11 protein-coding genes are annotated in these 14,509 nt (G+C 41.3%); all 11 read right to left on the bottom strand.

All coding sequences use genetic code 11. From position 1 onward, the window contains the following. Positions 1-25: 25 nt before the first annotated feature. On the bottom strand, positions 26-1,468 hold the full coding sequence (locus tag ACIQYG_RS17275; protein ID WP_402840180.1) for an aldehyde dehydrogenase family protein: 1,443 nt from the start codon (positions 1,466-1,468) through the stop codon (positions 26-28). Positions 1,469-1,573: 105 nt separating this feature from the next. After that, positions 1,574-3,004, bottom strand: coding sequence for an amino acid permease (locus ACIQYG_RS17270; protein WP_402840178.1), 1,431 nt, complete (start codon positions 3,002-3,004; stop codon positions 1,574-1,576). Between the two features lie 58 nt (positions 3,005-3,062). Next, positions 3,063-4,244, bottom strand: coding sequence for a Glu/Leu/Phe/Val family dehydrogenase (locus ACIQYG_RS17265; protein ID WP_402840175.1), 1,182 nt, complete (start codon positions 4,242-4,244; stop codon positions 3,063-3,065). 55 nt (positions 4,245-4,299) lie between these two features. Then, complete coding sequence (locus tag ACIQYG_RS17260) at positions 4,300-5,961, bottom strand: thiamine pyrophosphate-dependent enzyme (RefSeq protein WP_402840172.1); 1,662 nt, start codon at positions 5,959-5,961, stop codon at positions 4,300-4,302. 80 nt (positions 5,962-6,041) lie between these two features. Continuing rightward, complete coding sequence (locus tag ACIQYG_RS17255) at positions 6,042-7,538, bottom strand: sodium:solute symporter family protein (protein WP_402840169.1); 1,497 nt, start codon at positions 7,536-7,538, stop codon at positions 6,042-6,044. Continuing rightward, positions 7,538-7,759 carry a DUF3311 domain-containing protein gene (locus tag ACIQYG_RS17250; RefSeq protein WP_375794211.1) on the bottom strand — a complete coding sequence of 74 codons (222 nt, stop codon included), beginning with the start codon at positions 7,757-7,759 and terminating at the stop codon, positions 7,538-7,540. Before ACIQYG_RS17250 ends, ACIQYG_RS17255 begins: the two co-directional genes overlap by 1 nt. Positions 7,760-7,811: 52 nt before the next feature. Next, positions 7,812-8,786 carry a hydroxyacid dehydrogenase gene (locus ACIQYG_RS17245; protein WP_402840165.1) on the bottom strand — a complete coding sequence of 325 codons (975 nt, stop codon included), beginning with the start codon at positions 8,784-8,786 and terminating at the stop codon, positions 7,812-7,814. A gap of 186 nt (positions 8,787-8,972) precedes the next feature. After that, on the bottom strand, positions 8,973-10,907 hold the full coding sequence (locus ACIQYG_RS17240) for a sigma 54-interacting transcriptional regulator (protein ID WP_402840162.1): 1,935 nt from the start codon (positions 10,905-10,907) through the stop codon (positions 8,973-8,975). A 689-nt stretch (positions 10,908-11,596) separates the two neighbouring features. Next, a complete protein-coding gene (locus ACIQYG_RS17235) occupies positions 11,597-12,031 on the bottom strand; it encodes a general stress protein (protein ID WP_402840160.1) in 435 nt (144 codons plus the stop codon). Positions 12,032-12,111: 80 nt separating this feature from the next. Further along, positions 12,112-13,359: a glutamate-5-semialdehyde dehydrogenase gene (locus tag ACIQYG_RS17230; protein WP_402840157.1), complete on the bottom strand. Its 1,248-nt coding sequence runs from the start codon at positions 13,357-13,359 to the stop codon at positions 12,112-12,114. 38 nt (positions 13,360-13,397) lie between these two features. Then, complete coding sequence (proB, locus tag ACIQYG_RS17225) at positions 13,398-14,486, bottom strand: glutamate 5-kinase (RefSeq protein WP_402840154.1); 1,089 nt, start codon at positions 14,484-14,486, stop codon at positions 13,398-13,400. Between the last annotated feature and the right edge of the window lie 23 nt (positions 14,487-14,509).

Genomic DNA, 14,509 nt, shown 5'->3' with positions numbered 1-14,509 from the left:
TAAAAAACGTTTAGTACAATTTTAGTTATACCCGATCCATATAGACTGTCTTGACTTCTGTATAGAATTCAACAGCACTCTTCCCTTGTTCACGGCTGCCTGCACTTGAATTTTTACATCCGCCAAACGGCATTTGCGGTTCGGTTCCTGCTGTTTCCGAATTGACATGAACAAGACCCACTTCAACGTCTTCAATAAACCGTTGAGCCGAAGTTAAATTATTCGTACAAATGGCTGCGCTCAATCCATACTCTGTATCATTCGCCATCTTAACTGCTTCCTCATAATTTCCGGCCTTAAAAAGGGCGATGACTGGTCCAAAGATTTCTTCACGTGCAATGCGGGCATGTTGAGGAACATTTTCAAAGATAGCCGGCCTGACATAAAAACCATTCGCCAATTCCTCTTCTGCCGGAATCTCTCCTCCGCACAAAAGTGTAGCTTCTGATTTCCCAACATCAATCATTTCAAGCACGCCATCGCGTTGTGATTTAGATACAGCGGGACCGATATATGTTTCTTCGTTGAGCGGGTTGCCCACTTTTAATTCTTTCGTACGAGCCACCAGAAGTTCCCTGAATCCTTCATAAATTCCTTCCTCCACAATCACGCGGCTAGTGGCTGTGCACTTTTGCCCTGTGGATTTAAAAGCTCCGCCTATGGCTATTTCCACTGCTTTTTCAAGATCAGCATCAGCCAGGACGACGAGCGGGTTTTTCCCTCCCATTTCCACTTGCACTTTCTTACCATGTTCAATGGCTTGTTTTTGAATTTGTTGACCCACTTGATTCGAGCCCGTAAAAGATATAGCCTTCACATCAGGATGTTCCACTAATGCAGCACCAATGACGGAACCCCTTCCGAATACACAATTGATGACACCAGGCGGTAAACCCGCTTCATCAAATGCTTTTATCACATGATAGACAGACTTAGGTGTAAGATCAGCCGGTTTAATCACGACTGTATTCCCGTAAATCAGGGCCGGCGCCAATTTCCATACAGGGATGGCGATAGGAAAATTCCATGGTGTGATCAAACCCACCGGACCGAGCGGTGTACGGGTAGTGTATAAAAATGTATTGGCATTAGCTGAAGGAATTACTTCCCCTAGTGGCTGCCGAGCTTCAGCAGCATAATATTCAAGTATGCTGGCAGCCCGAGTGGCTTCCCCCATCCCTTCAAAGAATGTTTTCCCTTCTTCCTTTATCAAATCTTGACCTACTTCCTGTATACTCTTTTTCAAAATATCAGCTGCTTTTTGCAAGTATGAAGCACGTTGCTGAAACGACAGTTTTTTCCAGTATGGGAATGCATTTTTTGCGGCTGCCACTGCATCTTGTAAATCAGCTGCCGCACTAGATGGAAATTCACCTAAATTTTCACCATCATGTGGACTAAGATTTTCTTTATACTCCCCTGTAGTGGGTTCTTTCCATTTTCCATTTATATAATTTAAGTAACGCATATCATTTCCTCCGTATTCTATTCTACTTCTCTAAATTATAGGTTTGCTTTTAACTCGAAACTTCTAGATGAACGACCGTTTTCTTTTTTCTGGCATATAATAATACTATTGAATAAAATCATTGGTCTGTTCATTTGTTAATGCTGGCACCTCGACGTTCCTTCTCGCATATCTAAAATAGTAAAATATATAACAAGCAACGACGAAACCCAATCCCCAATATAACGAAGTTCGCTGTGTCGGATCATAAGCGGTGAACACGAAAATACCTAGACACATCGTGATGCAGAGAATCGGGGCAAACGGGAAAAAAGGTACTCTAAACTTCAGATTTTCAACCTTTCCGCCTGCTCTGATATACTGCTTACGGAATCTGTACTGTGCGAACGCAATCGCCATCCAAGTAAGCACCCCTCCGACCCCGCTTATGGAAAGTAGCACAACGAATAACGTTTCTTCGGCTACTACACTAGTAAGTAGCGACAGCAAAGCAAAGACCATGGTTACGAGCAAGGCGTTAAAAGGTACACCGCGCCGATTAAGCTTTCCAAATGCAGAATGCGCCATACCATTTTGAGAAAGGGAGAAAAGGATCCTGGTACAAGCAAACAGACCCGTGTTCCCAACAGAGAGGACCGCAGTCAAAATTACAAAATTCATAATGTCGGCTGCATAAGGAATTCCAACCATTTCAAACACGGTGACAAATGGGCTTTCCAGTACCCCAACTTCTTGCCAAGGAACGATAGCCGATAGAACAAAGATTGCTAGTACATAGAAAAGCAGCACACGTATTACAATGTTTCGAATTGCTCTCGGAATGCTTTGCTGCGGGTTTTCCGTCTCTCCTGCTGCAACACCCATGATTTCCGATCCCTGGAATGCATATACGACTGTCATCATCGATATGAATACACCCGTGAATCCTGTTGGGAATAGTCCATCACCTATAAAATTGGAAAATAAAGGAGCGGTTTGTGCATCCTCCATATGAATCAATCCAAACATCGCTGCCGCACCGATAATTATGAAGAGAATGACGGCAAGTACTTTAATCCCGGAGAACCAATACTCTGTCTCTGCGAAACTCCTCGTAGTTAATGCATTTATAGTGAATAAAAGTACCGTAAATATCACACACCATATCCATACTGGTATATCGGGAAACCATCTAGTCATGAGTAAACCAGCCGCTACAAATTCCAAGCCTACGTAAAGTGCCCAGCTCAGCCAGTAAATCCAGCCAATGACAAAACCAGTGGCGGGTCCAATAAATTTCGTTGCATGAACCTGAAAGGAACCGGACACCGGCATCACTACCGATAATTCGCCGAGACAAATCATCGCCAAGTACATTAATAAACCACCCACCAAATAGGCAACAATCGCTCCTGTGGGTCCGGCTTCACCGATTGCATATCCTGATCCCAGGAAAAGACCTGTTCCAATTACCCCACCTAATGAGAGCATGAATAAATGTCTGCTCTTCATTGAACGCTGTAATTCTTTTGGCTGATTTTCATGTTCTGTTTGCATGAATTCCCCCCCTTTTCTGATCGATAAACTGCCTAAGCACCTTTATGGTTAACACAAGTTAACGAGAGTTCCCCGATAACGCTTCGGATGGCTCTTCATATTCCGGCAAGTCGCTGATTGTCGGTTTAAATATTTCATAAGCTACTTCTCTTTGATATTTATTTTCGTTTTTAGCTTGTTTAAACAAGTGATACGTATTTTTCCTGCATAGTTTTTCAATATCATCAACGACAGCTTGTGGATTTGGTTTAACTAGTCCGAAAATAATCGCATCATAAAATCTTATCGCACCCAGGTTGGCAACGAAATCATTGACAACATCAATTCCTCTTTGTTTTATGATTGCGTCTCCCTCGGAAGAAAGGGGAATGTTTGCCGCCTCCACAATCAAACTCGCTTTTACGCTTTTAGCATTGGATATGTGGATGACATCCTCCAGTGCGGACGGAATTAATATGTCGCAATCAATGTCGAGCCATTCCGTGTTGGGCCTTACATCATAACTCGGTTCAAAAAAGGCTTTATCCATTTCTCCGTACATATTCTTATGATCAATAAGCTTTTGGACATCTAATCCTTCTTCGCACGTTACCAAAAGAGCTGCATCAGAAATTCCCACAACTTTATAATCTAACTGGGACATTTTCAATGCACAGCTTGCTCCTACACAGCCGAACCCTTGAATGACAACTCTCGCTCCAGCTTTCCCGCTTTTAAATTTCCATGCCTCATCTGCGGAAAATGCCACACCATAGCCTGTTACGACATCGTTTAAAAACAACCCGTCGATTTTTGTCGTCAACAGTTCATCGAAGTCTTTTATCCCCTGCAGAACATCCGGATTCTGCTTCATTGATTTCGTTAGAGGGATATCAATGCCAAATTCATTGAATATTTTCAGCACATCTTCATATTTGGTGCCAAAATCACTGCCTAAAGATACCCCTATATCTATATAAGGCATCATCGCAATCAGAAATCTTCTTAACACTGCATATGCGTCTGGCGCTTTATAATCATAGGCAATGCCCGCTTTACAACCGCCAGTCGTCTCAGACTCACAGGCTACATACTTATAAGCCATAGCCTCGGCCAACCTTTCGACCTCTTCTCTTGTAACCGTTGGGTGCATTCTTGTACCGCCGCCTGTGTATCCTTTTACAAAGTTATGAACGACCAGCCAGCCTTTAGCATCTGTTTCAGTATCATTCCATTCCACAACTAAATATGGTTTTGACAACTATGAAACCTCCCTTAAATGGCTTACTTTTATTGGTTTCCGTTAACTTCCAATGTTAATTGTTCGACACTAGCTTTTCGTGTACTTCCTTCTTGTCCTGACCTACGGATAGAATCTTTGGATTGACTGCAACTTCAATTACAGCCGGCAGCCCTGAATTAATCGCCCGTTGCAGCGCTGGCGCAAAATCGCTATTTTTTTCAACCTTTTCACCATGTGCCCCAAATAAGCGGGCCAATTCGGCAAAATCAGGATTAAATAAGTCAGTTCCAACGACCCGGTTTGGAAAATGCCTTTCTTGATGTGCTCGAATTGTTCCGTAAATATTGTTGTTAACAACAATTGATATGGTCGGAATTTTATACCTTACTGCGGTTTCAATCTCTTGGAGAGTCATCATAAAGCCGCCATCTCCTGAAATAGAAACTACATGTTTGTGCGGCTGCGCCAGCTTTGCCCCAATAGCAGCAGGCAGTCCATATCCCATCGCACCCGACGTTGGCCCGACGTATGTGTTTTCTTGTTCAAAACGATAATATCTTGATAGCCATCCAAAAAAGTTGCCTGCATCATTTGTAATGATGGTATCCTTCGGCAGGCAGACAGCTAGATCATGCATCAATCCGTCCATATCCACGAAATCTTCTGTGTAGTCGGCCTTTGTTTCAGAAAATTCTAAATATTTATCATGCAATTCTTTCAAATGATCGCTTGAAATTAAAGATTCAGATTCTGGCGCCTGCAGTGCTTGTTCCAAAAAGCTCTTGGCATCTGCTTCAATGGCAAGAGAAGGAGCATACACTTTACCAAAAATATCGGGACAAATATCCACATGGATCAGCTTTGAATTTTTAGAAAGCAAGGTGTAATCTTGTGTTCCTACTTGAGAGAATCGTGTCCCTAATGCCAAAACTACATCTGCTTCCCGGATCGCATCAAGTAAATATTGAGGTGTCCCAAACCCAAGCCATCCTATATAGCAAGGATGTGAGTTCGGAAACGCGTCAAATCGACGGAAGGCTGTAACGACAGGAAGTTTCATTGCCTCCACAAACTGTACAAGCAACCTGTTGGCCTTAGCATGAATCACACCTCCGCCAGCAATCAATACGGGGCGCTCCGCATTTCGTATCATATCCATCGCCTGCTTCACATCTTCCATATGTGGTTGAGGAGGAAGCGAGCGATAAGAAGGATTTATGTTCAACACTGCCTCATCTTCTAACATGTCATGCGGCAAAGCCACTAATACAGGGCCCGGACGCCCCGATCGCGCAATATGGAAAGCCCGTTGCAATAATTCCGGGACTCTTTCCACACGATCGATCTCTACCGTCCATTTACATAAATGACTGAAAAAACCAGTCAAATTCACTTCCTGGAATGCTTCCTTTTCTTTAAAAGGGCGTTCGACTTGGCCAATAAGCGCAACCAAAGGGGTTGAATCTTGAGCAGCAGTATGAATGCCGATAGCTAAGTTTGTAGCACCCACTCCACGCGTTGCCATACAGACCCCTACCTCCCCTGAAGCCTTGGCATACCCTTCCGCCATAAAAGAGGCACCTCCTTCATGCCTGGCGGAAATAAGTTCTATTTCAGGATGTTGATATAGTGCATCCATAACACTAAGATAACTTTCACCTGGTACACAAAAGGCTTTTTTCACCCCTTCTTTAGCCATTACTTCTACGACTGCTCTTCCTCCACTGACTTTCATAATCAAGCCTCCCGCTCTTAAAAACGTGTTTTTGTTCTAGTAATTTATGATTATATTAATTTTTGGACTCATTCCTACTGTCATTTAACAAGCTTTTCCATTCCCGAAGCCTGTTTATTATCTTCTTTCATCCCGATTGAAGTTTTTCGTGTAACGGCACTCACTCCCAAAGTTACTGCAATGTTGATGAATAATACAGCCAACCCTACATCAAGATCTTGTATTACTTGCGGCAGGGATGGAAATAATGTAGCAAGTGTCGTACCTGATTTAGTCGAGTATATGACAATTAGAATTCCAACGATCATTCCGGCAAAAGCTCCTTGAACGGTGACAGGATTCTTTTTCCACAAGCTGAAAAATAGCGCTGGAAACAACTGTGCCATGAAGCTGTATGCCATAAGATACAACGTAAAAATTGACTCCCCGCCGTTGAACGTAAAATATAGAGTCACTATAGAAATGACAGGTACTAACATCCTGCTCAATCTTTGAAGCTGATCATCTGATGTATTCGGCTTCCACACCTTATATACATTTTTGGAAAGTATCGTGGCCGTAGCCGTCAACACGAGTGAACTGGGAATAAGGGCGGCCATTGCCCCTGATGCTCCAATAACTCCAACAAACCAGGGATCAAATGACATCTTCGCCATTTTAAATAAAGCTAAATCTGCTTCTGCTCCCTGTAAATTCGGGATTTGGAGAATCGCAGAAAAACCAATAAATAACGAAAAAATGATGATTACTTGATAAATTGGCATAACCCCAGCATTCCAACGAAGTGATTTTGGACTTTTTGCAGAGAACACTCCCGCTAACATATGTGGAAACATATAGAATGCCAGTGCTGTCATGATCGTAGCTGAAATAAACCAAGAGATACTCAAACCTTGTTCCGGGAAAATCAAAAATCCTTGTTTTGCTGTATCGATTGCTTCAAACATCGGCTGTATACCACCGTAATAATGAAGTGGAAAATAAATCCCCATAAAGACGACAACAGTCAGAATCATGATATCTTTAATGACCGCGGTCCACGCTACTCCATGCATCCCTGAAGCTGTTACATAAATTGTGATCGCAATTACACTAACAACTATAGCTACATTCGGCGAAATGGACCCATAGGAGGCTTCCGATACGATTATTCCTAACCCTTTCAACTGCATGATCAAATATGGAATAATTGAAATGACACTAATTACCGCCACAAGAACACCTAAAGCAGGACTGTTGTACTTTTTGTCATAAAAATCAGATTGAGAAATGACATTATTTTTTTTGGCATATCTCCAAATAGGCGGCAACAGCCAATAGGCGATTACAAAATAGAAGCAATTGAAAGCGTATAAGGCTGGAGGCATACCAGATCTATAAGCTCCGCCGCTTGCCCCCAAAAACGTATATGTCGTAAACATTTCACCTGCTATCAAGAAGAAGAGCAATAAGCTGCCGAAACCTCTTCCCCCTATAGCCCATTGTTCCAAACTCATATTTTTACCTTTTCGAGCTTGAAGCCCTAACCAAATACACAGAACCAGAAAGAAAAGGATAACGAGCAGGGCTTCATTCATCAGTCTTCTTCCTCCTCGGTTGCAGGATCAAGTTTATTAGCAATTATTAAAAACACGGATGTAAGACAAACCCATAATATAGCCCAAAAAAGAACAAATGGCATGCCTAATACATAAGGTTCAATTCGATTGATAACCACTAGCGAGCCAAGTGCCGGTATTGCACTTATCACATAGATTATTTTCTTCATTTGTTCACCATCCTTATCAACAAATGCCAAACTTGAACCTTCTGGAATTTTTCCGAAAAAACAGATAATTATTTCTATTTCATTACATTGGCAGCCTTTTAGTTAAGGGCTCATTTACAGCCCAATTCGGTTTCACGCCAGTAAGAACTTGTTCCACTTGCATTGCTGCATGTACTGCCATGCGTATCGAACCTTCCTTCGTCAATGCCGCATTATGAGGACTGACAATCACATTATCCAATTTAAAAAGGGGGTTCCATTTATCAGGAGGTTCAACCTCAAATACGTCTATTCCAGCACCAGCAATCTCCCCCGCTTGCAAAGCATTTACTAAATCAGCTTCCTTCACCACACCGCCTCTGGAAGCGTTTACAAAATAGGAGGAAGGTTTCATCCAGGAAAGCTCACGGCATCCTATTATTCCTTTTGTTGTTTTCGTTAACGGCAGATGTAGACTAATTACATCAGAGTTCCTGAATACCCATTCTAAATCTGTTGCTATCTCCAACTCCGAATTCGTGCAGGCTGTAACATAGGGGTCGTAGCCAATTACTTTCATATCAAAGCCTTTGGAAGCCTTTTTCGCCAGTATTCTGCCGATTCTCCCTAGTCCAATAATCCCCAAAGTCTTGCCTTCCAAGTCCATGCCGAAAAGTTGATTACGGATAGCAAAATTCCCGCTGCGCAGCTCTTTGTCAGCCAAGCTTAAGTTTTTGGACAATGATAAAATTAATGCCATTACATGTTCAGCTACAGAATTTGCATTTGCCTCTGGGGTATTTGTTACATAAATGCCACGCTCTGTAGCGGCTTCGATATCAATATTATCCAAGCCCACTCCATACTTGGCTATTACTTTGAGGTTTTCGGCTGCTGTAATGACTTCTTTATTTATCACAGCCGTTGATCTCGTTAGTACTGCATCACAATCTTTGATTTCTTCCATAAGAATTTTTTGCGACAGATCTGACCCTACTTTAACCTTATAGCCTTTTTCTACTAAATAACGTTTCCCCTCTTTCTCAATATCTTGAGGAATAAACACTAAATGACTCACATTGCCACCAACCTTTCATGTTAACCTTGAAGGAAAAATCTTTCCTACACCATTGTATATATACAATTATTGTGCCAACATAAAAAACATCAGTTTATTCAAGAAAGAAGCCAATTAGTTCTCAAACTAAGACATAAATAAAGTTAACAAATTGTTTCAATATGAATTAATTAGTTTCATTACGTTTCAATTTGATTCAATATTCAGATTTTTCATCTTTCTCCATAAAGTCGTGCGGCTCATCCCTAACTCAAAGGCAGCTTTTCCTTTGTTAAAATTCACCTTTATTAACGTTTGGACAATTCTTTCACGCTCGGATAAATGTATCCCAGGTGACAAATCCATCTCTTCGTCTTGTTCAGATAACAATATTTTCTTTTTACTTTTATTCGGAAAATACATTTCGATATCGTACACATCAATCAATTTGTTCTTATAAAGAGCGCATAATCGCTCACAAAAATTTTGCAATTGGCGAATATTCCCTTCCCAATTCCCTTCACTTAGCTTTTTCATGGCAGTATCCGTAATCTTGATTTGTTTTTGATCCGACTGACCTTTCCGAATAAAGGCATTCACCAATAACGGAATATCTTCTCTGCGTTCCCGAAGCGGAGGCAATACAAGGTCCAGCACGCTCAAGCGATAATACAGATCCTCCCGAAAGTCATTGCTCTTTACCATTTGCATGAGGTCTTTGTTCGTTGCCGACACTATTCTCACATCAACCGGGATTACTTTATCATCCCCGATGCGCATGATTTCACGCTCTTGCAGGACACGTAGCAGCCGGCTTTGCATTTTTGGGGAGATTTCTCCTATTTCATCTAAAAAAATCGTACCTCTATGAGCCAGTTCAAAAAATCCTTGCTTTCCGCCTTTCATGGCTCCCGTGAAAGCTCCTTCTGCATATCCGAAAAGCTCACTTTCCAATAAATTTTCGGGAAGCGCTGCGCAATTAATGGCAACAAACGGGTTATTTTTCCGGTTGCTATGATTATGTATGCTTTGGGCGAATATTTCCTTGCCCGTACCAGTTTCTCCAATTATAAGAATGTTTGAATCCACTTCACTATAACGTTGAGCTGTTTCAATCTTCCTCTTAATTTCCGAACTCCGGTACAATATATCATCAAATGTGTACTTAGCCACATGTCCGCGTGAATGAAGCTTTCTAAAGAACTTTCCTTCCATCTCCTGAATCCGTGTAACATCTTGAAAGGCGACCATATCCCCCACTTTTTTACCCTTTAAAAATATCCCAACCTTTTTTACCGATAATTGAATGGATTGGTAAGCAACGGTATCTTTTTCGTATTCATCGTCGCTTAAAAGCATATTACGAAATTTCCCGGGCTTTATTATATCGTTTACAGAATTTCCAATTAAGCTCTCCTTGGAAATGGATAATATCTCCTGAGCCGCCGTATTAAATACGGATATCTGTCCTTTTAAATCTATTGCAATGACCCCTTCATAGGCATAATTAAGAATCGTTTGGTAACGCTTGGTCTTCTCCTGTTCCCTTCTGCTGACAAGAGCCACTCTTTTCGCCTCAATCAACGCCTGCCGAAATGATTCCTTTCCAGTGTCAACAAGAATGGCTCCCAACCCTATCTCTTCAGCATATTTACAGGTGCTTAAACCACTTAACACAACCTCACAGCCATCTCTGGCGGCTAAATCCACTAGACTGACGGAGGACTCGATATCATTTAATATATAGGACTGAATTGGCAAATCCACGATATCCGAAAGGTTTTCCACGCCATAAATCATATTTAACGCTCCTATAACGGCCACTTTTTTACTGCCAAAACGTGCCTTGCAATCATGCAGGGAACGAATGAGGTCAATTCCTTGTACAGGTATATCAACGATAGGAATGAATTCATTGCATTCTTTTAATAGTTTCGTGATTAATCCCCTTGAGATGATTACATCAGCATCCAGTTTCAACTTCCCAATCTTATCGGCATCCTCAACTACTTCCTCTAAAACAAACTTCACTGAACCGTTATCATTGTTTTCCGATTCTTCCAACTTGTTGAACTCCTCAAATCTTTCAAAAGCATCCGTAATATACCCTTTTCGGGGAACAACTAGTTTAATTTTAATCAAAACACCCACCTCCAACGTAAAATCATTTTGGTTTATTGGAAATACTGGCAACCTGTTAATCTAGCCCCGGTCATAAAAGAAGGACGAGATATAATAAAGTTTGCCAAGAATGCCGTCAAAGTTTTTATTCAAAGCCGAGATTAGAAAAGTAAAAACCATAATACCCTTGAGACTTTCTAAAAAAGTAATTCTGTATTTTATTAAGATATTTCATATTTTACTATGAAAAATAAAAAACCCTGTTACCTGGGTTTTTAAAGGATTTCGATTGATATTAATTATAATTATTACAAAAATAATAAACATTCAAATCATATCATTAAAACTTACTTTTCATCACTAGAATACTATTTTTCACATTAACATCAGTATAATGATTCTTAAGGTGAAAGGTCATCATAATAAAATCCTCATTAATTTCTTAAAGTGGCAGTGTCATCTACTTCATTTTCCATAATCCCCCTTCCTCTCACGCTAACAGGACTATATTCCTTTTATTCTTCATACAAATGTAGAATTCCTTTTGATTTTATAGTTACTGACAATAAAATTCGTCTACAAACATATTAACCCCGTCAAGAAATCCTGAACGGGGTTTTTCAATAAATAATAATGTTAAGTTTTTGCGGGCTTGAGCTCAGTTGTCAAACTTCGTAAATCTGTTCATTCAAGTGGCTTTACTTACGAACTTAAAAAAGATCGGCGATGACAAGGATTTTCCCTGCCTTAATATCCTCCACATATTGATCGACTTCGGCTTCCTCCAGTCCAATGTCCAATAATGGCTTTCTTAATCCGCCTGCTCCCGATGCTGCTCCGGCTGCTGCTCCCCCAAAAGTGGTGAAAATCGGTCCTGCTGCCAATATCGGACCTATTCCTGGTACGGCCAATGCACTCATTCCAATAAGCAGGCCTGTCAATCCGACAGCTCCGCCGGCTGCTGCCCCAGCTACTAATCCATCAGTCTTTGCCGGGCTGACTTCCTCGGCTTCATTTGGTAATTTATCAATGTTTTTTGCCACTACTGATATTTGATCGGATGTATATCCTTGTTCCTTTAAATTTTCGACTGCTGAAGTCGCTTCATTTTCAGTTTCATATATTGCTATAAACCTCTTGTCCATGGTATCTGCTCCTTTAAAAGTAATGTATTATACAATACCCTTAATTGAGTTTTAATAACCTACCATGAAAGAAATGAATTTCATTCCCGGATTTGCCCCTGGCCATAAATGAAGTACTTGCTTGATGTTAATGCAGGTAAACCCATTGGTCCACGCGCATGCAGCTTTTGTGTGGAAATGCCGATTTCTGCGCCATAACCGAATTCAAAGCCGTCGGTAAAACGGGTGGAAGCATTGTGATAAACTGCTGCGGCATCCACTTTATTCAAAAATGCGGAAGCATTTTGTTCATCCCTCGTTAGGATTGCTTCAGAATGCTTTGTACCGTAGCGGTTAATATGTTCAATCGCATCGAATACGCCTTTTACAGTTTTCACGCTGATTTTTAAAGCGAGGTACTCAGTTGACCAATCTTCCTCCGTAGCCGTTTTCGCTCTCGGAAAGGCGCTGCAAACCTCTTCATCTCCATACACTTCAATACCCTTTTCATCAAGGAGTTCCAAAATGCGCACTCCATTTTCTTCAAACCATTTTTCATGAATCAGAAGCCCTTCGATAGCATTGCATACGGATGGACGCTGAGTTTTACCGTTTAGGACAATTTTCTCGACCATCGTGATATCTGCGGTCTGATCGATGAAGATATGGCAATTGCCTGCACCTGTTTCAAGGACGGGAACAGTGGACTCCTTAATGACCGTTTCAATTAAATTCTTTCCGCCGCGCGGAATCAGGACATCTAAATAGTCATTAAGATGAAAAAGTTCCTTAGCGGTTTCACGATTCGTATCCTCGATCAACTGAACAGCTTCTACAGGAATTTCCGTATTCTCTAATGCCTTATGAATGGAAGAGACTAGTGCGATATTGGAGTTTTTGGCTGACGAGCTCCCTCTTAATAGGACGGCATTCCCCGTTTTCAAGGATAATGTAGCTGCATCGATGGTCACATTCGGCCTTGCTTCATAAATCATCCCGATTACCCCGATCGGCACCCGTAACTTTTTAATCAATAAACCATTTTCTTTTTCGATCGTCTCCAATTGTTCCCCAATTGGATCATTTAATTCGATTAGAAGCATAATGGCCGCTGCCATGTCATCAATACGGTTACCATTCAACATAATTCGATCTAATGTAGACTCACTGAAGCCTTTTTTCCTGCCTTCTTCCAGATCCTTTTGGTTTTCCTTTATCAAAAAATCTTTATCGATGATAAGTTGCTTAGCAATTTTTTCAAGTGCCTCATTCTTCTTTTCCGTACTCAATCCGATTAGCTGATAACTGGCTTTTTTGGCTTCCTTTCCTTTCGCCGTCACTTCACTCATTTCTAAATGCCCCCTTATCTTTCATGAAAATTGATTTTTTATGCTTTCACCCATTTATCACGATGGATCACTTCTATGGAAGTGATCACAAGCTCGGATGTCCTCTTTCCCATTGCCTGTTTTAATTCTTCGTCGGAATAAAGGACCTCACCCCTCCCTAATAATCCATTTGCACCAAAGACTTCGACAACATCCCCCTTATTGAATGCTCCTTTAATTTCATAAATTCCAGCTGGCAACAGACTGCTGCCATTTGAAACCAGAGCCCTTTCGGCACCTTCATCAACGAAAATTTTTCCGGAAACTTGTGAATGAAGGGATATCCATTGTTTGTTTTTCGTTACCGTCGCCATGTCTTCATTCCCTATATACGTGCCATCACCATTGCCTTCAAGGATCGTTAAAAGTTTATCACTCCCCAAACCAGATCCGATGAATACTTTCACCCCTAGAGACAATGCAGTTTGTGCTGCAATCAGCTTCGATTTCATACCCCCGGTTCCGACATTAGATCCTGCACCTTCTGCCATTTGCAATAAATCCGCCGTTACTTCGGATAATTCATCAAATCGTTTCGCCCCCGGATTTGTCTGTGGATTGGAATCATAGAGCCCATTAATGTCCGTTAATATGATTAAGTTCGTCGCGTGGACCAACCCGCTTACTAAGGCGGATAGCATATCATTATCACCAAAAGTCAACTCCTCGACCGATACTGTATCATTTTCATTTATAATCGGAAGGATGCCGCGTTCAAGCAATTCCATCAATGTCGCATATGCATTTTTATATCTATCTTTTTTCGAGAAATCTTTCCTTGTTAATAAAATCTGCGCCGGAACGATTCCAAAATTCCCTAATTGTTCCATATATGATTGAATCAATAGGCTTTGCCCTACTGCTGCAGCAGCTTGTTTTCCTTTGAGAGTGACAGGTCTCGTAGGGTAGCCGAGCTTGCGAAAACCTGTCGCTACCGCACCTGATGAAACAAGGACAACTTCATGTCCCGCTTTCCTTAATGCTGCAACTGCCTGGATATGATCGGAAAATTTGTTTTGGTCGATTTCACCTTGTGTGTTGGTCAAAGAACTACTTCCTATCTTTACAACGATGCGTTTCTTTTCCATCGATTACTTCCTCCAATAAATAT

The sequence above is a fragment of the Peribacillus sp. NPDC096622 genome (assembly GCF_044762665.1).
Classification (GTDB): Bacteria; Bacillota; Bacilli; order Bacillales; family DSM-1321; genus Peribacillus; species Peribacillus frigoritolerans_B.
The sequence above is the reverse complement of the archived record's forward strand: the minus strand, read 5'-3'. Positions and strand labels throughout refer to the sequence as shown.